Below are 26,100 nucleotides of genomic sequence, written 5' to 3' on the forward strand. Positions count from 1 at the left end.
GTAAATACCTCAGGCCTAGTATGTGCTCGATAATAATCACTAGGCCTTTTTACTCACTTTTATACTCACAGCCTCTTTTTAGGCACTATAGGTACAATGTAGCTGGTATCTTCAAGTAATCATTAGGGCAGTGGATATAAAATCTAATCCCATAAGGTGATGTGGCAATTACGTTAGTTTGCCTATTCACGAGTCATGACGGTCAGCTTGTATTGTGGCACTTTCACGGATCTGCTCAAACTTATTAAATGCATTTGATACAACCTCTTTATCGGTGGCCGTGAGCGCAATAGATACATCGCAATTTGGGTTTGAACAGGAAAAAGATTGTCCGGCTAAAAGCAAATTTGATTCGAAGTAAATTGGCATAGTGCATTCAGGACAGTCAATTTTTGATTTAATACTCATAGTTAGTTCCTTATTTCTTACTCGGGAGTGGCATCATATTTTTTGAAAATATTTCTAAAATTGTGGTGATCCCATTGGGTAAAGGGAGTTGGCCAGCTTCAAGCGTAACTTCATAGCTTGCATGAGCTGAGCTAGCTTGTTGCTGCTCTCCTTGGTGTGATTTGGCGAGCGAGCCGTGCAATTCAGTCTCAAACTCATGTGATTGGTTTGGCTTTGTGTTTTGTGCATTACTTTGTTTTTGAGGTTGCGCTTTGCGTTGCCTCCGCCCCTGCGGTCGCCCCTGCACTCGCCCTTGCATTCTGCGAGTTGAGGTTGAGCTACTCTCTTGTTGTTCTAAAGCATCTTTCTTTTTTATTTCCCTAGAACTTTTCACTTCCATATTGAAAGACACCTTGAGCTTTTCTATGGCCAATGAATTGATGGGGATTAAGGTCATGAGCGGAATGGAGATATCCATTTTCACAGGAGATGTACCAATGACGCCATCTTTGTCTATTACAGAGCGAGACAATGTGAAGTTGACCATAGTGGGGATTAGCTGGTTATCATCATCTGGGCTTTTTTCGAAACAGGTTGTGAGGAGAAACTGTGTCTGTGCATTTGCAATCATCGCGTTTGCATCGGTTGCGGCTTTTAATGGCGCACCAATGAGCGCTTTCATGGGCAATCCAGAAAACTGTGAGGCAATATTGTTGTTCATGCGAAGTCCTTTTTTCTAACTTATCCAGGAATTTGTGCTCGAAGTGCGCGCTCGTAACCCTCGATGAGCTTTTTAAGGCCTTCTGGGGGCTCATTACCGGTTAGAATGATTTCTAGTTGTGCATTGGCGGTGTTCTCTCCCCCACTTGGCCCGATGATTTTGTCGCGAAACCCAGATTTGGTGGTGTTTTTTGCGAAAGTGACCATGAGCTTGTCTTGCTCATTCGTGCTTATTTCCAGATCTGTTTTGAACTTAACTTCTGTGATCCTCGGCGAAGATATTGGCACCAGTGCAAGAAGTGGCACTTCGGCATCTACAGTGTCGATACCGTCTTCGGTTCTACTTGGAAATTGCATCGTGCATGTTTTAGGAGAGTAACTTGGTGCTTTGCCTTCTTCATTTTCATGTTCATCGAAAAAACGTTTAACGAAGTCAATCGTTTCTCCTTCAACAGACTTAGCAGCGTCTTTAACGCCTTTGTGTATGGCTTTCATTAATGATTGAAACTCGATCATGGCATGTCTCTTATTATCGTTATTTATGAGAGGAAGCTGCTAACTTCCTCAGAGTAATTAATGCATTAGTAGGTCGTTACTCTTTTTCAATAATTGGGTCAATGTTCTTGGTAAAGGCGTTGATAATAGTGGTTACGCCCGTTGGCAAAGGTAATTGCCCTGCGTGAACGTCTACTTCATATTTGGCTTTGTTTGATGCTTCATAGTGCTCTTTTTGCTTGGAAGTTGACTTGCTGCTATGTGAAACCGAGCCGTGAACTTCAACAGAAAAAAGGCCTGCATTGTACTTTGCGGTAATATCAGCCTTCGCCGCCGTTTCTTGTTCACTGCTTTTTTCATTGTCAGTGGATGTTGAACTGGAGACTTCCATTTCAAAATGTATTTTAACGTCATCGACAGCCAAAGAGTTGAGCGGGATTAACGTGAGCAAAGGCAGTTTAAGCGTGATTTTTGCGTCATCTCCGCTGCTACCATTTGCCTTTATCACCGGGCGACTGAGCTCAAACTCCACCATAATTGGTGTCAGTTTACTGCCACTGGCTTGTGGTGAATTGGCACCACCTCCATTCTCAAAGCACGTACTCAACATAAACTGGGTTTGCGTACGGGCCATCATACCGTTTGCATCTGTTGCAGCTTTTAGCGGACCACCAATCAGGGATTTCATTGGTAAACCACTGAATTGCTGGGCCATTGATACGAGTCCTGCCATATTTTTCTCCTCTTTTGAGATCTAATTGCAGTGCTTACTAAATTGCTTAACACTACGAATGGGTAATACCTGATCTGCATATTCAGTTAGCCATGATAAAAGCTGCACTTTGGTTTGGAATTGGTGAATTTATGGAAAAAGTCGGTGAAAAATATGAGGTGTGAAAGTCTGTGCTTTCATTATTTTCAGGTTACAGGCAAGGGAGATGTTTAATCAACATTCGAGTGGTACTCAATTGTTATTTAGGCGAGGTAAGAGATTAACTATGTTCTAGCATACTCCGAGCGTGTTGAGACAATGCCCTGCATATCAAATGACTCCTAGGGGCCATATAAAGCGGAATTTTGAGCTCTAAGTGTTTTTAAACAGAGCAATTTATCGAAATGCAGAATTCGTAAATATGTCAGTAGGTGAAAAGAGCACAAAGGTATAATTTTCACGCTCTTGTTAGATAAATGTCGGTCTCGAAGGTTTTAGCGATAGATCATTGTAACCCCTTTCGATGTCGCTTTCGTGTCCACACAATACAAAGTGTTCACGCCTTGAACTAAAGCTGCTTGGGCCGTGATAGCGTTATTTTGCTGACCTACGGTTGCGTTGTGGGCTGCGTTAGACAGTGCTTGGCTTGTTGCAATCATAAAGTTACCTGTCGCAACTGCTGGTGCGTCACCCAGTACCTTGGTATTTACTTGCGAAACTGAATCTGTAATTTGACTGTTAACAGCGGTCGGAAAAGCCATCATTGATACTCCTTTGCCTAATTCAAAATCAAATCTAGTTTATTATTTATATTTTTACTATTACACCTTATTACGCATTAATGAGTTGATCGAATTTTGCTCTTTTGGCGTAATAATATGTAATGGAATGTTTGGTATTTGTTACTAGACTTGTGGTCTTATCCGTGATTGTTCGAAAGCGCATTTCATTTTTCTAAGGAGAGACTATGCCTTTGGTTGCTATGCAAAAAAACCTTTGTCAGGTTATTTTAGTAGCGGGTGATGGGTTAATTACCTTCTTTCAAAGCTGCTATATCCTTCGAATTACATTCAAAACTGTGGACTTTATTCATTTAAAAAATGATTTCACATAGTTCAATCGCACTTTTCCAGAATTGAAGCACTCAATAACGGCGCTATGCAGTTAACGCAACATAGCGCAGTAAAACAGCGTGTGAGTCCAAGTTGAATTTGAACAAGCATACGTTCAACGTAAGACCTGTTTTTGGCTCATTAACATATTACATATTAGTTATTTAAGGACAACCCATGTCAAATAGTCAGTATAAAATTTACCCGCCTTTGGGGATTGCGAGAGTTGGTAATGGTCCCGCAATCAAGCCGCTTTCTCTTTCCAATCCCTTCATGGTGGGCTGCTAATCTACCGGTACATGTATTACCACTTGCTAGATATGAAAAGTTCAAAGATAGCCAGTCAGCTGATCTACCCGAAATTAATGGCATGACACACAATATTGCGCAAGGCATGTCCGCAGAGACCTTTGAGCATATGCGTTTAGAGCAGTTCTCGCAGCGCTTAGAGTGGCTCCATACTGCGGACCTTGGCTTTGTCGGTTATCACGCTGAAGGTGGCTATACCAACGGGCTTATTCAAATGGTAAGTCAGTGGAAAAAAATGGGGATGGTGATGGCTAGGCCTGTTGATGATCCCGGCGCGTCAGGCATTCCAAATGTGGTTTATGTTGCTTACAGCGAAGCTGATAAAAATTAATAGTGACAAATACTAAAGGTACTTAGGTGCCTTTAACAAAAGGATGTATCAAATGAACGATGGGTTTGAGTATGACTGTTTAATCATTGGTGGCGGTATTGCTGGGACAGTGGCAGCTAAGCAACTAGTCGACAGAGGCTATAAGGTTACGCTAATCGATGATCGTGTCACTTCTCAATTGAAATTGGCGGAAAGTCTCCCGGCAAGTATCGAACCTATGCTTCAACGGCTCGGGCTTTTTGATTTAATTAACGCGCCACCACATTTTAAACATTCGGGTATGGTTTCAGCGTGGGGCACGCATATACTACAAGCAGCACCTTTGGTGGCGCATCATCATGGTTGGAAGGTAGACAAGCGCGCGTTGGTAAGGCAAGTGAAAGTACAATTGCCGAGTGCGTGTGTGATCTCAGGTAAAGTGAAGGAAGTTTCAGAGCAAGAGGGAGGTTGGGACTGCATTGTTCGAAGTTACGTCACAGAGACAGACATCAAAGTCCGAGCTCGATTCTTACTTGATGCCTGTGGCCGTCAAGGTTACTTGCCAAGAATCTTAAACTTGCATAGGCACACATTTGACAAACTCAGTGCTTTTGTCGCGAATGTTATTGTCCAATCGCCTTCGAAAGCGCAACCATCAGTGGTTGTAGAGTCCTTTGAGGATGGTTGGACACTAGTATCAAAAATAAACGACAAAGAAAGCATGATTGCCATATTTTGCAATCAACATACGCCGGATTTTAGTGGACTGAGGCAAGCCAAAAATTGGCATGGCATTGCCAGTCAAACGCAGTGGTTTAAAAAGATACTACCGAACAGCGCTTTTGAGGTGAAGGTCCTAAATGCGAGTAGTCATATCGTTAGTCGACTAGCTGGTAAGAATTGGTTGTTGGCTGGTGATGCGGCAATGTCTTTTGACCCACTGTCTTCACACGGAATGACAACCGCAATTTATATGGCTGAAAAAGCTGCAAGTGCGATAGATGACCTCTTTAAAGGTGAAAAACAGTCTCTGAACCTGTACAGCAAAACGATGACCGATATTTACAACAGTTATTTAAATGAGTTGTTGGGACATTATCGTCGTGAAAGGCGGTATCAAGCCTCTAAATTTTGGCAGAGTAAACAGCAAATTAGCGCTCAAGAAACGCTGAGTGTTGCAGGTTAGAGAGTGCAATACGCTGAGGGAGTTAAACTAGGGCATAAATGCCCTAGTTTAATGGGTGTCCCATCGAGGTTAACGCATCCAAAGCAAGGCAAATGTAGAGCCGTTTGGTTCAGCGTTTGTAATGCATCGTGTAGAGCCTTTGCCAGTTTGTTTGTACTCGCCACGCGCAACCCAACAGTGAGTTGTGCCATATAAATCAATCTGCCAACCAACTTGATACGTTGGGCGGTAAACTGTGTCGTCCCATTGTAGATACGCAGGGTTAACACAGGCAGTTTTCAATGTACTTGCATCGTTGTAATCGGTTCTACAAGCTGGAATTTTAATCAGCTCTGGCATGTGATCTACGCGATCTAGATAACCCCAAGAATAGCGAATCAGCCCAAGTTCATGCGTGGTTAGATTGTCTGCAAAGGCTGTTTTACCATTGTCACAATATGCGCCAACAGGGCAAGCAACTTGTTCTTTTGCATCACTGAATCTAGCAAGGTCACCTTGATATAGCCATAGTTTGGTCGGGTTAGTTGGGTTAGTCTCAGGCAATTGACCATATTCAGTGATCCGTCTAACGCCACCTGCTGCTGTGCTTGGGTAGCTTCCCACTAATGTCCAGCCACCGCCATGAGAAGTCATATCACAATAAACCGACATAGGCTCATTATTGTCGTCAACTATTTCATAGATTCCATCGCCGGTGCTGGCACCCGCGTCTAGGATTTGCTTACATGTTGTAAAAACCTGTTGCTGATTATTCACAAGGCCCCAATCACCAGAGGCACCATCATTACTGTGCCAACTACCTTGGTAACTACCATTTGTGCCTTTATGCCCAGAAAAATACTGACTTTGGCCAGATACTAGATCGCTTATTTCAAATCGAATGCTAGTACCGTTTGCGCTAGTGGCACCTGATAAAATCTTTTCAACAGAGGTGGCAATAAAGTGCGTATTAAACCCTTGAAAAGCATACTCTGACGTTACTTCGTTAGAGAGAACACCATTATGTTCGGAGTCCATTTTGAGTTTATACGTTCCTTCAAACTGTGTTTGCTGTGCAAATACGCTGCTGCTTAATATAGCAACCGATAATAAAGGCCATGGATTTTTCATGTTAACTCCTTAACGTTTGTTGAGAAAGTAGGGGGAATCGTTCTTTATACGTGTTCGATTGTTCGCAAAATTCTTATTAAGAGTGGTTTATCTCTACAAAGTAAAAATCGGTATAATTTTATGATGAGAGAGTATTAATTGTTTAATAATTTTGTTTGCTTTTAATCGATATCTAGATTTTATTAGTCAATTTTTATTAGGTTTAGTATTGGGCAGTACAAGTCTATTTTATATATTGTGTTTTTGGCCAGTTAGTGGACCGTATATAGACAATCCACTAACTGGCATAGTTTGGTAAGTTTAATGGAAAGATAAACCCCACATGAAAACTCGTCCATTTGTTAACATATCGGCTGTCCCCATTGCTGAAATTCGTATTTTGTTGGTTGTGACAATTTCATCTAATGTGAACTCATTTTTTTCGAATGTTCTGCTTTCTTCAATGGCTGGGAAATTGAATTTACCCTTGTTAACCCATTGAGTTCCATCCCAAACATCAAAGTTGAACTTAGTTAATCTGGTTCCTTGTCCATTATTGATTGAGCCCAATCTAAACGTCTGAAGCGTGAAAGATCTTTTAAATGTGATTTCAAAAGACATAGGGAAAGGCAAGCCCCCATTGTCAGATTGTACCAAAACGCCTTTACGCTGATCTACGTCGGAAAAAGGAATTGGGCCTAGACCGTGTAAATCAACTAAGAAATCTTCATTCCAGTAATTGTGCTTGTCGTAACGTCCACCGGAATAGATTGGATCTGCTTTAAACTCAAGTACATCTGCCGCCTTTGGTACAATGTTCGAAGGTGCTTTAGCGTCGATTGTAAAGTCTCCTTGCTCTCCATTAGGGCCAAACCATACGCCACGCCAGCCCGTATTTGTGGCATGGCCTGTAAACCATTTTAGGCTGCCATTTTCGAGTAGTTTAAATGAGAAGCGCTCAATCTCACCAGAGCCTAAGTGTGTGTTATTGTTCTGCTCAATTGTTCCAGATAAAACGCCACCATCTGGACTAGTGCCGTGTAAGATACTCCCTTGCCTGTTCAGGTCTATATAAGCAATATTGGTTTTATCATCTAAGCCGTTTAATACACTGTCATAACTGTATAGGTACTCAATTGCCTGTGCTGAGAATGCCGTACCAAATGATAATGCAAGCGCAAATGATTTTTTGCCTAGTTTCATTATAGTTCCTTTTAATATAAATATTATATTTATGATTTTTCTTTTGGTAATTAAAGCCAATATATATTTTTATTGCTCATTGAGTTGGGTTTTTTTAATGATTTTTGATTGCTTTAATTTAAAAAAATAGAAGTTATGTGTTTGTTTGTTTGTTTGTTTGTTTGTTTGTTTGTTTGTTTTTTATTATTAATTTTTTGGACTTTTAGGTGGGTGATTTTTAGACGGAATAACTTTTTTAAATTATCGTGTCGATGATGTTTTATTTAAACTGGAATGAGTTTGAGTAGGGTATTTATGGAGTATAAGTGTCGTGAGAAATAGACAGCTTTGTATGGTTTTCGTCCTATATCAAAGTGACAGTCGGCTTACTCAGTACCCGTAAATCAAATGCCACAACACAAAAGCCATAAGCATATCTAGACTTAGTTTACCGTATTCTACAAACGGGTAAGGCCGTCGTTGAGACGAGCAACAAAGGTGATGCTCGTTTCAACATACACTAGGCAAGGTAGGAGAAAGTTACTGTGTTTTAACCTCAAACAATAATACTTGGCTGAGTTGCTTTCCGTGTGCATTAAAATTGTTATCAGACACCATTAATAAGCTTTGGTTGCCGTTGGCTAATTTAGGGCCGAAAGTCATCCCCTCTAAGTTATCAATATGCTTTGAGCCTAGCTGCGCTTTAATTGTTGCCATGTCTAACACCAAGGTTTTTTTAGCAGGCTGGTATTGTTGGTTTTTGAGAGAAGCGATAGTCTTGATGTCTGTTGCCTTTTCAATATCTATCAAATAGATACTTACGCTATTACCACCATCTTTCAATCCAGATGTGTATGAACGTTCCATGGTTAAAAACTGGTGTTTATTTACCTGCAGTATTTCAACTAAACCTGTAGTGCGAAATGCATCAGCTTTTGCCTTTCGTCGCTTTACAAGTGGCTCCAGATAATAGGCAAACTGTTTGTCCAGTTGTTTAGTTGCAAAATCAAAGTAGGAAATACGTACCATTGCGCCGTGTTTGATGTTGGCCTCTTCACCGTCCTGTTTGAGCGCCCCCTCCATTGAGGCCCAAATACCTCGACCCGAGTGTGCCAGTGTTAAGCCCTCGAATACCGCGTTATGCCTTGGGCCAGAGGTGTCTGAAATGTCGAACATTTTTGGCAGTTTAAATGAAGAAAGTCCATTGCTTGACTGCAAGTAAATGGCTGGCGCTTGTTGATATTTTACACTGCCTTCGCTGCACCAGACGATGTCACTGGTATTTGGAATAGCTCGAAGGCTTTCTGGATCAACGAAGCCTAGCTTGGCGTCTTTACTGACTAAAGGATAAGATTTTTCAAATTTTACCTGTTTAATTTTGTGCTTGTCTATCTCGATATTTGCTTGAAAGTAACGCGGGTTTTTCGCATCATCCGCAATTAATAAGTACTTACCATCAACGTACTCAATACTTGATAAACCACCGACTTCATTTCCACTAATAGTCAGTTCTTCAGGGATAATATATTCATCTAAGAACTCAAGCTGCATGGGTGCAGCGTAAACGGAAAAGGGTAGCAATAAAGCCCAGAATAAAAAATTGTGCATCATGTTTTAACTACAAAATAAATTGAACAAAGAAATATACGCGGGTAATGTTAAATTAGCACTATTTGATGGACAAAAATTTCAATAAAGTCTTTTTTCTGTTTTTAGCTGCGCTTGATGGCGCATAAAAGCGAAGACACGATGCTATTGAGATAGTACCTTTCAATTAAGTGCCCGTTCCTCAGGGAAAACTCCTACCAACCAGTTGTGATAACGTTAAGAGAGGGAGAAAAGACACATTGTCGACGCTTTTCCCCCAAAACCCAGTATGGGTAAGCGCCATTGGTGTGAATGCAAAATTTTATTTAGATTCATTTAAAAATTGAGGTTCTTTTATTTCAGTGGTAGCATCAAGCCAAACTCAACTTTAAGATCGCCTAATGCGCAAACTAACTCTTATATTTATGATGCTTTGCATTCTGAGTACTCAGGTATTCGGAATGGTTGCGCATGAAGGAGAGCATAGGTCGCAAGGTGATGAGCACAGTTTGCTGCATGAGATTGGTCAACCGCATAGTCATGACCATGATGACGAAACTGATTATACGCTGTCTTTTTCAAAAGAAGCGGTCAAGCATATCAATCAAGACTTAGAATGCTGTATTACAGCTGTTGTAGAAGTAGTTCCAGCATCAACACCTGAAATAAAACCAATGGGCCCGATCATCTCTTTTGGCGCGAATTGGTCACCTCCTTTTTTAAAACATAGCACGCCACCCCCTAAAGCTTAATCCAAATTCACTGTTCCTGGTCAGCGCATTTGCTCTGGCTCGTATTGTCGTTTTTTGGATTTATTATGTTATTAAATTTATTTACGCTGCAAAAATTGCAGACGATGGTAAGTGCTTTGTTGCTTATCCTTTTTACATCGAATTTTATCGTATTCAGCTTGCAGGCTTCACCCGGTGCCCATGGCCCAAATGGAGAACACTTAGATACCAATAACCAAGCCCAAGCATTGGTTAATCCCAAATTTGAAGGGTTTACTGAGGCGTATGAATTGGTAGGCGAATTGCTCGATAACCAATTGATAATTTACCTCCATGACTTCAAAACAAATATACCCGTTAAGAATGCATCGATTGAACTAGACCTTGACGGTCAAGTTGCACAAGCGAATTTCTCAGAACAATTGGGTGCTTACAGCCTGAGTAAACAGGCCTTGTTGGGTAAACTCCAGCAGCCCAGTATACACGAAATCATACTCACCATTACCACAGAAGAGAGTGGCGACTTACTGTTTGTAAACCTTGACAATTCAAAGGTGCATACCGCTGAACTTAGTCATGGCGATGAAGAGCATGTTCACTTCCCATGGCATATGTTTGTGGTAGCCCTTGCTGTGTTTGCTGGTGGAGTTCTATTGGGCCGCCAAATGAAGGGGAGTAAAGCATGAGAATATTATGCGTGATAGTGCTCTTTGTGAGTGTTGTTTCTTTACCAACATTGGCTTCACCCGGAGCACACGGTCCGAATGGTGAGCACCTCGACCAAAAGTCAAATAAAGTGTCTGGCGAATTGGGTAGACAAGCTGATGGTTCGGTGCTCATGCCTATGAAGCACCAGGCATTACTGGCTATCAAAACCCAATTTGTAGCCGAAACCACAGCGCAAAAACATATCCGCCTTGACGCCATTGCTAAGCCTCATCCTGATGGGTATGCCAAGGTTCAATCGAGCAGTGATGGCAGGTTAGATGCACCGGAAGCTGGTATTCGCCCAAGTGGTACAAAGGTCAAAGCGGGCGATATTTTGGGTTTCATTCGTTATCAAGACACTGCGTATGAACTTGCCAGTCAGAACAGTGAATTGATTGCGATTCGAAATCAAATCGCTCAAACCCACCGAGATGTTTCTCGCTTAAAAAAGTTAGGAGATTTGGCTTCAAAACAAGCGTTAGAACAGCTCGAAACCGAGTTATTAAGCTTAAGACAGCAAGCAGGTGCGTTACAGACAGGGTTAGAAAAGCCAGAGGTGCTTATTGCGCCTGTTTCAGGTTTGCTGATCAATCACGGTGTTTCTAAGGGTCAATGGGTTGAAGTTGGAGAGACTTTGTTTGAGATTATTTCGCCAGATCAACGACTCATTGAAGCAAGTACCAATGATACAAGTTTATCAAGTAAGCTGATAAGTGCCAAAGTGAATGCGCATCCAAATATATCTTTGAACTATATCGGTCACTCTCCTTTGCTTGTGAATGGTTTAGTACATTTAAATTTTGAGCTGCAAAACGGTAGTGAAAACCATCATTTAATGATTAATCAAAACCTTAGCATACAAGTTCAAGTCAATGAGACTTTAAAAGGCATCGTGTTACCTGAAAATGCAGTGGTGCAGAGTCAAAATAACTTGCCCCAAGTCTGGATTAAGCTCTCTGCGGAGCGTTTTTTGCCCCAGCTGGTCAAATATGAGCGCTTACAACCTGGCTTGGTGCTGATTACCCAAGGGCTTGGGGCTGACAATCGAGTAGTGATTGAAGGCGCGTCATTATTGAATCAAGTGAGATAGCCAAAGTATGTTTAATGTATTAGTTAGATCAAGTCTAAAACATCGTTTGGTCGTGATGCTCCTAGCTTTTGTTATGGTCACATATGGCGTAATGCAAGGGCAAAAACTGCCAGTTGATGTGTTTCCAAACCTTAATAAACCCGTTGTCACTGTGTTGACTGAAGCGGGTGGAATGGCACCAGAGGAAGTCGAACAACTTGTTACTTTTCCATTGGAAAACTTACTCAATGGTGTGACCGGCGTCACGCGTATTCGTTCTACTTCTGGTATTGGTTTGTCCATTGTTTATATCGAATTTGAGTGGGATACGGATATTTATCGAAATCGTCAACTGGTCTCAGAGCGCTTAGATCTAGCTGCTGAGCAGCTTCCAAAAGGTGTTACATCGGTGATGGGGCCCGTCTCATCTATTATGGGTGAGGTAATGTTGATTGCATTACCCATTGATATTGTTGGAAAAGTTGATGCTATGGAGGCCCGTGAATATGCTGACTTTGTGCTTAGACCTAGATTACTTGCGATACCTGGTATATCCCAAGTTATTCCTATAGGCGGGGAAGTCCGTCAGTTAAGAATTGCGCCTGATACCCTGCGCATGCGTCAATTTGACATTGAGTTAGCAGATTTACAAAGCGCATTGGCTGACTTTGCAGCAAACTTTGGTGGTGGTTTTGTTGACCTCAATAATCAAGAGTACTTGATCCGCCATCAGGGCCGAACGTTAAATATCCGCCATCTACAAAACCTTGCAGTTGGTTGGCAAAAGGACCGTCCAATATTACTTTCTGAAATTGCTACAGTGCAATACTCAGCCGCAGAAAAACGGGGCGATGGCGGGTTCAATGGTAAACCCGCGGTCGTCATCAATATTCAAAAACAACCAAGCGCTGATACGGTTCAGTTGACTCAGCAAATAGAAATGGCCCTCGAAGAGTTAAGTTCAGGGCTTCCGCAGGGACTGGCTAAACCACAAGTTTTATTTAGGCAAGCGGATTTTATTAAATCGTCCATTGATAATGTGACCGAGGCTCTGCGCGATGGGGCCATAATGGTCACAATCATACTGTTTTTATTTTTGTTGTCGGTCAAAACGACAGTTATTTCCTTGTTTGCAATCCCGCTTTCGCTAGCGGTGACTGTGCTTATCTTTCAGTGGCTTGGTCAAAGTATTAATGTGATGACCCTAGGTGGTTTGGCCATCGCCATAGGTGAACTTGTAGATGACTCCGTTGTGGATGTAGAAAATATTTTGAGACGGCTTAAGCTCAACGCACAATCGCGTGTCCCCAAACCGGTGTTTGATGTGATATGGCAAGCAAGCGTTGAAGTGCGCTCAGGTATAGTCTACGCAACCGCAATTGTTGTGTTGGTATTTTTGCCTTTGTTTGCCTTACCGGGTATTGAAGGACGGCTTTTTTCTCCACTTGGACTCGCATATATCATTGCAATTTTAGGGTCTTTACTGGTGTCAATGACCGTGACCCCAGTGCTTTGCTACTATCTACTGCCAAATGCAAAAATTATCCATCAAGGTGATAGCTGGCTAGTCAACAAACTTAAATGTTGGCAAGGCAAGTGGCTTGTGTTGGCATTGCCTAAATCAAAGCAACTTATAGCGACCGCAGCGGTAATTGCAGTCATGGCTGCTGCGAGTATTTCGCAGTTTCCTCGCGCTTTTTTACCCAAATTTAATGAGGGTTCGCTAGTGTTGGGGATCATATTTGAGCCGGGCACATCGTTAGCAGAGTCTAACAAAATGGGGCGCTTAGCGGAGTCGCTATTGCTTTCTGTGCCTGAGGTGACGCAAGTTGGAAGGCGTACTGGCCGTGCTGAGCTAGATGAACACGCTGAAGGCGTTCATTCTTCGGAAGTAGATGTTGATTTGGTGCCCTCGCAGCGAAGTCGAGACGAAGTGCTTGCTGAAATACGCGCCAAGCTAGCTGTGCTGCCGGGCCAAGTGGCCATTGGCCAGCCAATTTCGCACCGTCTGGATCATTTGTTGTCTGGGGTTCGTGCGCAGCTTGCGATAAAGCTCTTTGGTGATGATTTAGAAGGCTTACGTATCAGTGCTGAAGCACTGCGCGACAAACTAGCGTCGGTGCCCGGTCTTGTCGATATCAACATTGAAAAACAGGTGTTAATTCCACAGCTCAGTGTTCGGATAAAGTACAATGAGCTCGCCAAATTTGGACTTACGCCGGGCTCTGCACTTCGCCAACTAAACATGTTAACAGAGGGCGTAGGGGTGACAGATGTAGTCGATGGCATCAAACGTTTTGAGCTAGTATTACGACTTGAAGACGAAAACCGCACACCTGAAGCGCTAGGCAATACGTTAATCGCGTCTCCTGCTGGTGCTATTCCAGTTTCTTACATAGCAGACATCACATTGCTTGATGGGCCAAATCAAATCCTTAGAGAAAATGGACGTCGCCGCCTTGTGCTTTATGCCAACAGCGAAAATGTCGACGTCAAAACACTGCTGAGCGATATACGCACAATCGTTGCTGCGCATTCATTACCACAGGGTAGCTTTGCTAGCATAGAGGGCCAGTTTTTAGCCCAAGAGCAAGCGATGCGCTTGCTTATATTGCTGTCAGTTTTGTCATTCGCACTGATATTTTTGGTGTTGTACATGCGTTATAAATCCTTCGTATTTGCTGCCATTATTATGTGCAGTTTGCCTATGGCATTGGTAGGGGCAGTTATTGCTATGTGGTTAACTTCGACCTCGCTTTCTGTTGCATCGGTTGTCGGTTTTATCACATTAACGGGTATTGCTGCGCGCAACGGTATTTTAAAAATAAGCCATTACCTTAACCTTATCCGTTTTGAAGGTGCGTCCTTTAATCACGCGCTGATTGTTCGTGGCGCACAAGAACGGTTATCACCAGTTCTTATGACTTCAATGGTGACTGCATTTGCACTGATCCCATTGCTTTGGGCTGCCGACCAGCCCGGCAAAGAAATTTTGCACCCTGTCGCCATTGTTATTTTTTCTGGCCTTATGAGTTCGACGTTACTGGATACTTTATTGACGCCCTTACTCTATTGGAAGTTTGGTAAAAAACCGACAGAGGCGTGGATAAACAGCAATTCAAAAGAGTTGATTTAACAGGTTTGTGCAGCAACGCCTATGTAACTAATACAAAGTTTGCTGCACCATTTACTATAAACATAAAGAGACTAAAAATATGAAAACTTCAATTATCACAGTTATTTTACTTGCACTGTGTGCATTTATTTTCGCCCCAAGTGTGAGCGCACACGGCAGCACCAAGCCCCTTCATGGAGGGGTAGTAAAAGTTGAGCATGAAATGGTTTTTGAACTTGTACGCGCGGAGACTGGTGTCAGCCTTTATCTTCGCGATCATGGCAAACCTTATCCTGCAAAAAAAGTAACTGGCAACATTATTGTGCTGGCGAATGGCAAAAAGTCAGATGCGCAATTGCGTTATGTAGGTGATAATAAATTGACTGCCAATATCGCCATTGCTGACGGCGCTAAAGTGCTTGTGAAAGTCAAAGAGTCTAGTCATCACTCAGTCACTGTGCGTTTCACGTTTTAAAGTAAACATTAAGAAACCTAGAGCAAGGCACTAGGTTTCTTAATTGCATCAGCGTCAAAAGCGTTTAACTTATGCGGCGTGATAAGGAAGTAATTGTCGAGAATTAGAGAGCTTTTAAAAAACTCCACAAGGTTTTCTACTTCCTGTGTTGTGACATGATGGATTTGAATTGATGTTTCAGTTTTTGAAATTGTCTAAAAAATAACTTGTTCAATTATTGCTCTTTTGTTAGTTTTTAAATGCTTTACTTTAAAGCAATAATATTTTAACAAGGAATAGAACATGCAATTAAAATTGAATAAAAAGAAAATCAAGTCACTTTCAGTTTCTAAGTTAGTATCAGTTGAAGCAACCCCAGAAGTAGCGGGTGGTTGGGCTCCACACACAAAAAATCTGTTTTGCCGTGAACACTCGTTTGGCCCATTTTATTGTAATACTAATGAGTCAGAGTGCATCGAAAAAACTCGTGAAATACACACTTGTGCTTGCTAGTTAAAGTTACAACGGCCAAGTGATGTGTAACTTGGCCTACTGTTGTTTTACCAATTCACATATCGGTTATGCCTGAGCGGGGATGCCAAAAGCTGCAACACAATTACGACCTTGGTTTTTAGCTAGATACAATGCTTCGTCGGCTTGATCAAACAGCTCTGTGAGTTGCTGTTTAGGATTATTCAGCTGAGTTACACCAAAACTGGCACTACAGTTGATACATACATCGCCGTAACAAATAGGCGTTAGCGCGATTTGTTCTCTTAATTTATTTAAAACATTGGTAGCCTGGCTGAGGTTAACGCTTGGTAAGATCAATGCGAATTCCTCTCCACCATAGCGGGCGACCAAATCACTCTCTCGCAAGTTGTTTGCTAAAAGCTTGGCAATAATCTTTAGTGATGTATCACCATGACTGTGACCATATTTATCGTTGACACTCTTAAAGTGATCGATGTCGAGTAAAGCGATGCACAAAGGCTCTTGATGGCGTTTGGCATAAGCCAATACACGATTACCTTCGGCGAGTAATTTAGTTCTATTGGCAAGGCCTGTTAATGGATCCTCCGTTGCAAGTTGTCGAAGCCTGTTTTCGTATTTATTGCGGTCATTATCAAAGGTAATAGCGAGGACAATCAAAACTAACATCGCAAGCAACTCCGAACCAACTTGCAAGACACTTTGGTACCTACTTTGAAAGAAGATAAGCGGTGCAACAGGTTGGTGATATTGAATGTAAAAGTAACAACTACAACATAAAAACGACAGCACGATTTTAGTTCTTTTACGGTGGTCCTCTAACAATAGCCAAGGCAATGGCAGTAAAGTGAAAAACGTACTTTGCACGCCAAGATTTTTCCCAACTACCCAATTGGCATGAATAAAAATGTATCCGATGATACTAAGTAATAAGACCATCCTCGCGATGTAGTAAAGTCGACGATGCTGTAAATAAACTGCACTCAAACAGATGGCTAAAAGCCCCGTATTCATGACTCCTGTGATAAGTGAATGCGAGAGCATACCGAACAAAATAATGTTGATACATGCAATAGTGGCAGCGACAAATGCCAGTGTGTTAGTAACACGCACTTTGTGAATATTGGCTTCATCACTGTCACAGCCAATATTAATGGCAGTGTACAACAGGTTTTGGAGCGATCTAATCATAGGATACCTCTCGAACGCTATTTATTCAGTATAGAGGAAATTTCCCATAGGGTTGCAAAGAGGTAGAGGATGCAAGGGATATTAGACCGTTTATTTTAAATATTCATCGTATGTGACAAGCTGTACGTGTACTTACTCCCCCTAGTTTTCTAGCTTTGGTGAATAGATTTAAACTTCATCTAACACTTGGCTATGAGTTACAAGCAGACGGTTACAGCCATTCGGTGTCATTGGTTCTACTATGCAATACGGATGACCAACCAACTCATTCTTGCCTCAAAATGGGTTAACGCAAATTCTCTAAAGGGCTGCTTTGAGCGAAAAGCGGACCTTCATTGCTTTTTTGAGAACTAGCAACTTGTACCTGTAGTTATGGAGACGACCCAATGAGTTGTTTTTATATATTTGGTAAAACACCATAACCATAAAATTGTGATATGTAGCAACATGTTACTATTTATGTTAAAACTGGGCCAATCAGATAAATGACCACAATTAGTTAGAAAAACGACCTATTTGGTCGATATTAAATTGTTATATTTTTAATCAACTTAAGAGCTAGAATCATGGATGAAAGAAGTAAATCATTTTTAGAACAATATCTTAGTTCCTTGCCCGATGATGTGGCATCAAAATATACCTCATTTAGCGCAGATTATTTCTGTGCAGACGAATATAACGCAAATCTTTGCGCAGACCTTGTTGTAAAAGGTGAAAAGACCGCAACTTGTAGCCTAGACATCTGGTTTAGTGAGCAAGGTGAAACTATGCCCGAAGTAGGGGATTTGATGGTCGTAACAAATTGGAGTGGTGAGCCTGTTTGTATTGTTGAAACAACATCGGTTAGTAAATGCAAATACAACGAGGTTACAGCAGAATTTGCTGCATCGGAGGGAGAGGGCGATAAGTCGTTAAGTTGGTGGCGAAAGGTTCATTGGGACTTTTTCTCAAAAGAATGTGAAGAGCTAAATATTAAGCCGTCAGAAGATATGCTATTGGTGTTGGAGCGCTTCAAGTTGGTGAGTCCACAAAAAATATAACAAAGCATTTAAGAGTCACTCTCAATGCTTGGCATTGTTTCATTCCATCGTTGAGTTCAGTGTTTACGGTGGTAAGGTTAAGTTCCGTGGTTGCGTTGTTCACACTTTAATGAGGCGTTATATGCTTACAGGGAGCAATTGAAATGGAAAATTTTGTTTTAATAGCTGGAATGGTATTGGTGATTATCAATATCATGGTCAGTGTTTTAATCTTTAGGCGTGATGATATTGAAAAATTTCAAAAAATAGCTCAAACAATTATCGTATGGCTAATTCCATTTGTTGGTGGTATTGGCTTGTGGATGTTTTATAGTGGGCAAGACCAAGAAAATAAGCCCGGTTATAAAAGGCCATTCGGCGGTGGTACAGTAGACAGTGCAGGCTCTGGCGATTAGCGGTATATAACAAGTCAATTATGGCATGGACGCAAAATACTTGGCTTGTGCTCCTTCGTCGCTAATTTTAGCCTGCTATTTTATGCCGTTTATTACAACGTTATATTTTAAGGGAACCATGGACGAAATTGATAAACTTATAATTTCCGAATCATCAGACTGTGAAATGGATTTATATCAAATCATTTATGATATTCATTTTCTACCCCCTGAATTTACGATCTCCAAAAAATATGATATCGCTTTATCATCGATCGTTAAATTGGCACAATCAAATGCCATAGAAGTTGTACAGCAAACTTATGAGAAAAATGGCTCAAAAGTAAGGGTACCCTATGAGCGAGCATTACTAGTAGAGGAATTGAGCGAAAGCTTGAAGCATCCAAAGTTTTGGGATCGCGCTCATAATTTTGCAGCTGATACATCTATCGTTGTAGTCGCCACAGAATCAGGCATAGCTGCAATAGAAACATAACAAGTTACTCAAAAGGACGCAAAACGTTTGGCTTGTGCTCCTTTGTTGCTAAATTTAGCCTGCTATTTTGCGCCAGTTAAGCGAAGCGCTATTTGTCATTATGAATAAATCTGCCTTTATTTTAATAGCTTGGTACTTTTTATTTGTTGGCTTTTACATCTCATATTTTATCGGTCTTGAACAAAGATCGTTAACGAACCCACTTTTCTATTTGTTTGCGATACCATACTTTGGCTTCGGTGCAATGGTTTGGTCTGTATTTTCTGGTGTAGGTATTGTTACTTTTCTGGCAAGTGTTGTATCCAGTGTCTTATGGCTTAAAAAGTATAAAATAGTTTACTTATTTTTGTTACCGATTGTAGGCTTGCTAAGCGGTGGTATCTTCCGTTACATTGCCACTTAACAATCGCATTATGGCACGCAGCTATCCTTCATCTCTAACGCGTTTATTTCCATAGGCAGGGCATAAATTAACTCGCCTTTGCCCCAAAATGTGTTTAGTCGAATGCCTCAAAGAATAGCGGCCATTAGAAAATTATTTTTAAAGCACTGATTTATGCCCAGTTGTTTTGTGTTTCTTCTATAGTCAAGAAAACGACCCCTTGGGTCGTTTTTATCCTTTCCATAATTTCTACAATGAATAAAAATATATCTTTAGCAACAAGTTAGTTATTGTGACAAAACTGGTACAATGAGGAAAATGGCCCATGGCTCGGTAGAAAAACGGCCCATTGGGTCGATATTAAATTGTTATGAGTACATGCATGAATCGACTATTCGGCAACAACGTAGTAAAAATTGAAGCACCTCAAGATAGAAGTGAACTCAAGTTTGTCGTACTTGAAAACGATACTGATTTCGATACTAATAATGTTCGTTTTTTTAACTCTGACAATTCACCAATCACAATCGACTTCTCTCATTTATCAATTGAAATGATTTTCGATCCTGAAAGGGGCTCAATGAGTTTAGGTGAATTTGAATATGTAAAATCAATTGATAATGGCTTTGAGGTATTTGGTGATTTTGGAATTATTTGGGTATATTGTGACTCAAGTTCACCAAAGCTGTAAGTACTCATAACAAGTAGTTAAAGGACTGGACGTCAAAAGCTTGGCTGACGCTCGTTCCTCGCAAAGTATAGCCAAGCGTTAGCCGCCCATTAACGTGGGCGTTATATTGCTATTTGAGGCTATATGAAAAACTTTTTTATTTTATTTGTTTTACTTTTATCTGGATGTGCAACAGGTATAGACATCAGTACATTAAATCGAGTTGAGCCTACAACAGGCTTTATTTTAGAGCATTACATAGAAAATGTTGGCGAGACGGGATTGGTTAGTGTGAAAGAAGGCTTAAAGAAAGGTATTTATAAAGCTGAGTTCGAAGACCAATTTGGTATTTATTATCGAGGACCCAAAAATTGTGTTCTCGTTGAGTCTTCTGCAAATTACAAAGCAGAGTCTGACGGTGGGTTATGGTTACCTAAAGAAGGCTCAAAACACTCGCCTAAGATTTATGCGTATATCCAAGAAAAAAACAATCAAACAGCTGAAAAAGCAGGCGTAATAATCAATGCGCTAATAGAAAGAGATTGGGGAAGAATTTCATTTGGTACTAAAATTGTAGATAACACCTTTTTAAATCAAATCAAAATTATTGAATTGAATTGAATCCGCAATATAACAAACGCATCAACGAAAGGACTTTAAAAGTTTGGCTTCACTCGCAGCGCTCGTTATTATAGCCAAAACTTTTAAAGCCCGTTATGCGGAGCGTTATGTGTCAGTGTAGCCAGATGAAAAATATCGAAAATTCACTAAAAAGTTGGCTGTCCTTAGAAGTAGATGATGAATGCTTTAAAGAGTTCGTCGAAACTTTCCGGCATGAAATCGAAAATACCTTTTCGAGAGGCAATTACCTTAAGCTTAAAAATTGTGATCGATTTGTTGGTCGTAACGTCTTAGAACAACTCGCATCTTGCAACCATTGTGGCCAAATCAAAACTATAGACGATGCATTAAGTTTAACTAAGAATGATAACTATAAGTGCATCCAGCGCCCCGGATATTTAAAATTTGAGTTTAAATATCAAGGCGTAACAGGGCCAGATTCGTATTGGCAATGTAATAAATGCGGTAGTATAACTATGTGTGTTTTACCTGAACACGCTTTTAAAGGGTGGTGGGGTAAAGTAGCGTGAATAAACACGTAACAAGCGCATTATGAGCGGAACCAAAAAGCTTGGCTTGGTTCGTATCTCACCTATTATAGCCAAGCATTTTACGCCTACTAGTAACGCGTTAGCTAGCAAATGAGACCAATATACAAATTCTTGATCATTGTTGAAGCCATAATTGGGTTTGGTCCTTTAGTCATACTGCTAGGGCTAGGCTTAATCACTATACCCATCTCAATTATGGGTATATTAGACGGTTATTATGGTGCGCTGGTTATGCTACTTATTGAAGTTGGAGGCTTTCTAGGTATGTTCGCGTTTATCTCCGTTTTAATGCATATTCTAGAGCCAAGCAGATATTTTTTGTCGTTTACTAAATTACGTTTATTTATAATCTGTGGCTTTTTCTCAATCCTTGGGTTTGCATTTATGTTAGGTGTAAATATCGGATCAATTTGGCTTCTTATACCAATAGCGGTTGCAGTACACTTTATTTATTTAGGCCGAAAATATGTGTTTACTGCTAGCTAACAAACGCTTTAACCAAGGGGGCAAAAATACAGGCTTGTGCTTCTTCGTCGCAAATAGACAAGACACCCACTTTAATTTCCTTTGGATTCGGTGCTGCATGGGTAATTTATAATGGTATCGAAAATGGCTATAGCTGACCTGGTTGGTGAAATTAATTAAATTAAGATAAATTTAAAAATGGATTTTTCAATTTATCTCTAGAGGAAGGTTTATATTATGGATTACAAAGAAAGTATATTTTGTATGAACCTATGGGGGGTAATTTCTCTTTCAGCACTGTTTCCTTTACCGCACCCAGAAGTAACACATACTGAAATGTGGTTAATTATTTTAACTGCTTTATTAATGGTTCTGGTGCAAGTAATTGGGAGGTGTTGGTTTTACAAAGTTAAATCTGTGAATAATGCTTGGTTTGCAATATGGGGCAGTATTGTGGGTGCTATGTGTGTCTTTCTTTGCGCTTTAACTGCTTATAGTTTATTAAACGGTCAAGTAACTATGCTAGAACTATGGGTTATGCTATGTCCACCTGTAATTGTCGCTATTGTTACACTTACTAATAGACTTTTAAGTCCTACCTTCTCATATCAAGGTGCATTGGAAGTTGGTAAAGTCCGAATTGGAACATGGGATTATTATCCATTTAAAAAATATGATGACAGTAAGTTGCCTAGTGGCAGAAATGTTGGTGTTTCCCCAAAAGTGAGTACTGGTATTATTAGTACAGCAGCTATTGCAGGAGCATTCGCAACGGGAAGTACACTAGATGCTTATTTGTTGTATTTTGCAAATATAACAGTTTGTGTAAGCTTCGCGTGGATTTTTAGTTGGTCAACTTGGATTGAATTAGCATATTTAATAAGGGCAAGGTTCAGTCATGTTTAGGATTTAGTGCAGGAAGTTAACTTGGCAATAAACTAGACACCCACTTTAATTTTCTTACTAAATATAACAAGCTTATCAGTTAACTTAGGAATATTCGGTAAAACCATTTTACAGATTAACAATCATTTTCATAAGGAGTATGTAATAAGTAGTAGCTTAATCTGGGAGCAAGTTTATTAAGTCGGGGCGTAACAGAGGGTGAATAAATTTAATATTTACACTAGTTATAGATTGTTTTATCTCTACAAAATTTAAAAATAAGTCAATAGAAAAAATAAGTTTAACTAGAATGGTAGTACTATTAATGGGAGTAATGGTTGATAATCGCTTAGAGGCTTTTTCAATAAGTGAAATTTTAAATGAAAGCACAAGCGTAATCGTCTTAGAGGGCAAATTAACAACGGCGACATAATTACTACATATGACCCGGAGATAGGTGAGAAAGTTACAACTAATTAAGTTTGGCTTAAAGGTGATGGACCGACAGCAATGGTTGAGGGCGAAAGGCGGCCATTGGATATTCCCTGTATATTAAAAGTAGAAAAAAGGAATAACGCATAAATATTGGAAGCCTATAGGTATCAGGTAGTTATAAACTCTAGCTGATACCTTTGGCAACGCAATAGGTTTAGTATTAGCACGAATGTCAGTTGTTGGCACATATCCGTCCTTTGACTACAAATTATTTATGTCCAAAAACGAGTTGGTTGAATGTCCTTTATCATTGCGAGATTTTAGCTCTCTTAACACAATAACGATGGTTTCATTTTAATACGGGTTTCAAATTTCTCGATAATCACACTTATTCACTGCGCTCTTAATTTTTTAGCGCCTTCGTAGTCGAAAATAAATTAGGCATAATTTCAATGCCTTTGGCCTTGCTTGGCGAGGCACTTTTCTTTGTGCAGCGTTCTAAGTAGATAAGAAGCCCCGCCATGATTAATATCAAACACGCCATACTGGTGATTCAAGGCGAAATTTTAAAAGTTTGATTTAGAAATGATAAATACGCACTCTATAGGCAGCAACCCTTACTCTATGCGAAAGGTACCTAAAGAGACACATTGGATGCTTGCATGGGTATCTTTCACGCTATTTGCGTGATGCTCTGATTTTAGGCGAAAAAGCGTTTAGCTCAACAGCACAAAGTGATTGCCATATATTTAGCACTATTTTGCTTTTTCAATTGGTCAGATATCTTAAATTATTGTTTATTAAAGTTTTAAATCCAATCTGATGGTTAAAAGTTTTGTGGAACGGGAGCTGTTTGTTTAACATAGGGGTTGGTTAACAGGGCAGCAGGACACGCTCTGATGTGAAGTCACTTCATTAAGTAAAAATGGAAGAATAATCAAGATGAAACGAATTTATATAAATGTCTTTTTGGTAATACTGCTGTGTGTTTTTATGGTTGGTTGTCAATCGACTATTCATAGCACGAGAATAAACGATAATAAGCCCTTGCAAGCTGGACAGGGGGTTGTGGCGCTTGAGTTGGTGAATAATACAGATCGTCTTGCCAGCCTACATAAAAACTGGGACGAGGTCATCGTCATTCGCATAGATAATGAAGAAGAGCGTAAACAAGCTGCCATTCAAAAAGCAAAAGAGAAAGCGAAGAAAAACGGTAAAAAATTTGACCCTGAAAAGGTTGACTGGGAACACGACTATTACAGCTTAAGGGCTAACTCAAAAGGGACTGTAGATAGCCAGATCTTTGTGGGGGCAATGCCTGAAGGTGAGTACATTATTTCTGTGTTATACAGCTATTACAGTGATGGAAACATGTCTTCTTGGATAAACATGCCAGTGTTTCAGTCTGCAGGTGTATTTCAAGTAACAAACGCCCAATTGACGAACCTAGGTACGTTGGTTTTTCAGCCGCTACTTGATACCAAAAAAGCCTCGTTCTGGAGCAATAAAACAGAACAACGCGCATACGTAACTCGCTTAGAAGAAAGCACAGCGCTAGCGCCTTTTGTAAATCATCACTATCAAAATCTATATAGTTCGCTTGATTTATCACAGGTCAACTCATGGAAAGATGATCCATTTTCAAAATTAAGAAACCAGTTGGGGGCTTTGTCTCGCGCTAATGCTTATGGCGATGAAGCAATCTCAGTGAAAGGTAGCGATTACAACGTGCTTGCTGCACGGTTTGGAAAATTGCATTTAGTGGACTCTACGGGCAATGTAGAGACACAATCGTTACCAACGGCATCTCAGCTCACAGCAAGCGGCCAAATAAATGATACTTTGCTTATTGGCAGTGAAAGGGGGGTTTTATTTTCTCAATCACAAGGTGGTAGCTGGCAACAACACCAACCAATTTCTGCAACGGAGGCCTTTGTTTGGTTAGGAAGTGATGGCCGCTTTGGCTATGCAATGACAAGCTCTGAAAAGCAGCATACTTTGTACAGATTTGTTGAGTTGGACAAAGGCTGGCATAAAATTGGGTCATTTAAAAAGAAAGATGGGCACAATTGGCTTGTTCAAAATGGCGGTTTATTTGTCTTTTTTGATGACGCCAGTGAACTTAAAGTGATCAATGATAACAAGTTGCTGACTTATAACGAGGCATCAGGACAGTGGAAGTCAGCTAAATATGAGAGCTTCAAAAAGTTTTCACAATTAAAAACCGGTGAGCTCGTAGCGCTTGAAGTTAGTCAATGGGATGGCATTGGCGATCAGGTCGTATCTGTTGACTATGGCAAAAGTTGGCACACAATCGATCGCTCATTGAGTTTTTTTGGTGATCATAAGACTGATGCTAGTTTACCTGCATTGATCTCAGGCAATCGCATCGTGTCAGTTGGTCGAGTAAAAGAGCAAAACGAGAAAGGCAAAAAGAAACTCAGAGTTATCTCGGCCTCATTAAATAAACAAGGTAAAAAGTTCGATTGGCATTCTCATGGTGAAGTTAAGTCTAACTGTACAACATTGTTGCCTGAACTGACGCAGGGCGAAATAATATTCTTTTTGTGTGAACAAGGCCAAGTCGTCAAAACAGATAATTTTGGCGAGAGTTGGGAATCTGTGGTGGATATTGATATTGCGCATATGCAACAACAGTATGAAGCGTTTTTGGATGCACGAAAAGCTGAGCTCGCCCTAACTGACCAAAAAGAAGCCTCTACACAATAGTAATAGTGACAGATGGGAGCCCGCATGTTGGGCTCCGAATGTCTGGCTTTGGATGATTATCCAACTACTTTTTTACGCTTCCCTAATACACTTTTTGCATTTGTAGTTGCGGCCTTTTTTCAACCACTTTCTTGAGGATATCACTTTTACCTTCTTCAATTTCAATGTGTAGTACGAGCGGGTGCTTTTCACCAAACGTTGTTGCCTTACACAATGAATAATATCTCACTAAATCAGAGCCTACCATACCGCTAACCCAGATACTAAACATAGCTAATACGACAGTGGCTATGATAATTGCCGTGACCGGAATGGCACCCAAGCTAATAGCAAAATATGCACTGACCGCTAAAATGGCTAAAAACACACATTCTGATTTTATGATTTTAACAACGTGGTTTGTTAAAAAGTCATGCAGAGGATGGGTGTTGCTGTCACATATCGCGCTAATGTCCTCAGTATCTACTCTAAGCTCGTCAAGTTCGTCTTGGGCGTCGCGAAAAGCGTCATAGTCATGCCCTTTGATTACATAATGGTTCATAGTACCTCCAACCTGTTGGCTACTTTCCATATACGCATGATGAAGGCTTTTAGTTTATTTT

At 40.5% G+C, this 26,100-nt stretch carries 27 protein-coding genes; 17 read left to right on the plus strand and 10 right to left on the minus strand.

Going from position 1 to position 26,100, the window contains the following annotated elements:
* Positions 1-186 precede the first annotated feature (186 nt).
* From N480_RS04160 to N480_RS04180, 5 genes are all read right to left on the minus strand, one after another.
* On the minus strand, positions 187-408 hold the full coding sequence (locus tag N480_RS04160; RefSeq protein WP_063371285.1) for a hypothetical protein: 222 nt from the start codon (positions 406-408) through the stop codon (positions 187-189).
* Positions 409-418: 10 nt separating this feature from the next.
* Positions 419-1,108, minus strand: a complete 690-nt coding sequence (locus tag N480_RS04165) for a DUF2589 domain-containing protein (RefSeq protein WP_063371286.1) — start codon at positions 1,106-1,108, stop codon at positions 419-421.
* A gap of 20 nt (positions 1,109-1,128) precedes the next feature.
* On the minus strand, positions 1,129-1,623 hold the full coding sequence (locus N480_RS04170) for a DUF2589 domain-containing protein (RefSeq protein ID WP_063371287.1): 495 nt from the start codon (positions 1,621-1,623) through the stop codon (positions 1,129-1,131).
* A gap of 76 nt (positions 1,624-1,699) precedes the next feature.
* Positions 1,700-2,335, minus strand: coding sequence for a DUF2589 domain-containing protein (locus N480_RS04175; RefSeq protein WP_063371288.1), 636 nt, complete (start codon positions 2,333-2,335; stop codon positions 1,700-1,702).
* 473 nt (positions 2,336-2,808) lie between these two features.
* Positions 2,809-3,075, minus strand: a complete 267-nt coding sequence (locus N480_RS04180) for a RebB family R body protein (RefSeq protein ID WP_063371388.1) — start codon at positions 3,073-3,075, stop codon at positions 2,809-2,811.
* Positions 3,076-3,658: 583 nt separating this feature from the next.
* Between N480_RS04180 and N480_RS04185 the strand changes: the two genes are divergently transcribed.
* Positions 3,659-4,066, plus strand: a complete 408-nt coding sequence (locus N480_RS04185) for a hypothetical protein (protein WP_063371289.1) — start codon at positions 3,659-3,661, stop codon at positions 4,064-4,066.
* A gap of 52 nt (positions 4,067-4,118) precedes the next feature.
* Positions 4,119-5,231 (plus strand): tryptophan 7-halogenase, encoded by a 1,113-nt coding sequence (locus N480_RS04190; protein ID WP_063371290.1) that lies wholly within the window; start codon positions 4,119-4,121, stop codon positions 5,229-5,231.
* A gap of 69 nt (positions 5,232-5,300) precedes the next feature.
* Here N480_RS04190 and N480_RS04195 read toward each other — a convergent pair whose 3' ends face one another.
* The 3 genes from N480_RS04195 to N480_RS04205 form a co-directional block, all read right to left on the minus strand.
* Positions 5,301-6,341, minus strand: coding sequence for a fibrinogen-like YCDxxxxGGGW domain-containing protein (locus tag N480_RS04195; protein ID WP_063371291.1), 1,041 nt, complete (start codon positions 6,339-6,341; stop codon positions 5,301-5,303).
* A gap of 300 nt (positions 6,342-6,641) precedes the next feature.
* Positions 6,642-7,523: a hypothetical protein gene (locus N480_RS04200; protein ID WP_063371292.1), complete on the minus strand. Its 882-nt coding sequence runs from the start codon at positions 7,521-7,523 to the stop codon at positions 6,642-6,644.
* Positions 7,524-8,042: 519 nt separating this feature from the next.
* Positions 8,043-9,113, minus strand: a complete 1,071-nt coding sequence (locus N480_RS04205) for an esterase-like activity of phytase family protein (protein ID WP_063371293.1) — start codon at positions 9,111-9,113, stop codon at positions 8,043-8,045.
* Between the two features lie 377 nt (positions 9,114-9,490).
* On the opposite strand from N480_RS04205, the gene N480_RS04210 reads away from it, so the two are divergent.
* From N480_RS04210 to N480_RS04230, 5 genes are all read left to right on the plus strand, one after another.
* Positions 9,491-9,841 (plus strand): hypothetical protein, encoded by a 351-nt coding sequence (locus N480_RS04210; RefSeq protein ID WP_063371294.1) that lies wholly within the window; start codon positions 9,491-9,493, stop codon positions 9,839-9,841.
* 65 nt (positions 9,842-9,906) lie between these two features.
* Complete coding sequence (locus N480_RS04215; protein ID WP_063371295.1) at positions 9,907-10,506, plus strand: hypothetical protein; 600 nt, start codon at positions 9,907-9,909, stop codon at positions 10,504-10,506.
* Positions 10,503-11,618 carry an efflux RND transporter periplasmic adaptor subunit gene (locus N480_RS04220; protein ID WP_063371296.1) on the plus strand — a complete coding sequence of 372 codons (1,116 nt, stop codon included), beginning with the start codon at positions 10,503-10,505 and terminating at the stop codon, positions 11,616-11,618. The genes N480_RS04215 and N480_RS04220 overlap by 4 nt, the downstream gene beginning before the upstream one ends.
* A gap of 7 nt (positions 11,619-11,625) precedes the next feature.
* The gene (locus tag N480_RS04225) at positions 11,626-14,733 is read left to right on the plus strand and encodes an efflux RND transporter permease subunit (protein WP_063371297.1); all 3,108 of its coding nucleotides are present in this window, start codon (positions 11,626-11,628) and stop codon (positions 14,731-14,733) included.
* 79 nt (positions 14,734-14,812) lie between these two features.
* Entirely contained in the window at positions 14,813-15,187 is a 375-nt protein-coding gene (locus tag N480_RS04230; RefSeq protein ID WP_063371298.1) for a hypothetical protein, read from the plus strand.
* Positions 15,188-15,745: 558 nt separating this feature from the next.
* On the opposite strand, the gene N480_RS04240 is transcribed toward N480_RS04230, so the two are convergent.
* The gene (locus N480_RS04240) at positions 15,746-16,849 is read right to left on the minus strand and encodes a GGDEF domain-containing protein (RefSeq protein WP_063371300.1); all 1,104 of its coding nucleotides are present in this window, start codon (positions 16,847-16,849) and stop codon (positions 15,746-15,748) included.
* A 566-nt stretch (positions 16,850-17,415) separates the two neighbouring features.
* Here N480_RS04240 and N480_RS04245 point away from each other — a divergent pair.
* The 10 genes from N480_RS04245 to N480_RS04290 all read left to right on the plus strand — a co-directional run bounded on the left by N480_RS04245 (position 17,416) and on the right by N480_RS04290 (position 25,498).
* Complete coding sequence (locus tag N480_RS04245; protein WP_063371301.1) at positions 17,416-17,889, plus strand: ASCH domain-containing protein; 474 nt, start codon at positions 17,416-17,418, stop codon at positions 17,887-17,889.
* Positions 17,890-18,032: 143 nt separating this feature from the next.
* Positions 18,033-18,284: a hypothetical protein gene (locus tag N480_RS04250; RefSeq protein WP_081231739.1), complete on the plus strand. Its 252-nt coding sequence runs from the start codon at positions 18,033-18,035 to the stop codon at positions 18,282-18,284.
* A 118-nt stretch (positions 18,285-18,402) separates the two neighbouring features.
* Entirely contained in the window at positions 18,403-18,759 is a 357-nt protein-coding gene (locus tag N480_RS04255) for a hypothetical protein (protein WP_063371303.1), read from the plus strand.
* Positions 18,760-18,859: 100 nt separating this feature from the next.
* Positions 18,860-19,162 carry a hypothetical protein gene (locus tag N480_RS04260; protein WP_063371304.1) on the plus strand — a complete coding sequence of 101 codons (303 nt, stop codon included), beginning with the start codon at positions 18,860-18,862 and terminating at the stop codon, positions 19,160-19,162.
* Between the two features lie 361 nt (positions 19,163-19,523).
* Positions 19,524-19,832 (plus strand): hypothetical protein, encoded by a 309-nt coding sequence (locus tag N480_RS04265; protein WP_063371305.1) that lies wholly within the window; start codon positions 19,524-19,526, stop codon positions 19,830-19,832.
* A gap of 123 nt (positions 19,833-19,955) precedes the next feature.
* A complete protein-coding gene (locus N480_RS04270) occupies positions 19,956-20,432 on the plus strand; it encodes a hypothetical protein (protein WP_063371306.1) in 477 nt (158 codons plus the stop codon).
* Between the two features lie 125 nt (positions 20,433-20,557).
* On the plus strand, positions 20,558-20,962 hold the full coding sequence (locus N480_RS04275) for a hypothetical protein (RefSeq protein ID WP_063371307.1): 405 nt from the start codon (positions 20,558-20,560) through the stop codon (positions 20,960-20,962).
* 111 nt (positions 20,963-21,073) lie between these two features.
* Positions 21,074-21,469 (plus strand): hypothetical protein, encoded by a 396-nt coding sequence (locus N480_RS04280; protein WP_155732759.1) that lies wholly within the window; start codon positions 21,074-21,076, stop codon positions 21,467-21,469.
* Positions 21,470-21,685: 216 nt separating this feature from the next.
* Entirely contained in the window at positions 21,686-22,354 is a 669-nt protein-coding gene (locus tag N480_RS04285; RefSeq protein ID WP_063371309.1) for a hypothetical protein, read from the plus strand.
* Positions 22,355-23,710: 1,356 nt separating this feature from the next.
* Positions 23,711-25,498, plus strand: coding sequence for a hypothetical protein (locus tag N480_RS04290; protein WP_063371310.1), 1,788 nt, complete (start codon positions 23,711-23,713; stop codon positions 25,496-25,498).
* An 82-nt stretch (positions 25,499-25,580) separates the two neighbouring features.
* On the opposite strand, the gene N480_RS04295 is transcribed toward N480_RS04290, so the two are convergent.
* Complete coding sequence (locus N480_RS04295) at positions 25,581-26,039, minus strand: hypothetical protein (RefSeq protein WP_063371311.1); 459 nt, start codon at positions 26,037-26,039, stop codon at positions 25,581-25,583.
* Positions 26,040-26,100: the final 61 nt, after the last annotated feature.

The sequence above is a fragment of the Pseudoalteromonas luteoviolacea S2607 genome (genome assembly GCF_001625575.1).
Taxonomy (GTDB): Bacteria; Pseudomonadota; Gammaproteobacteria; order Enterobacterales; family Alteromonadaceae; genus Pseudoalteromonas; species Pseudoalteromonas luteoviolacea_E.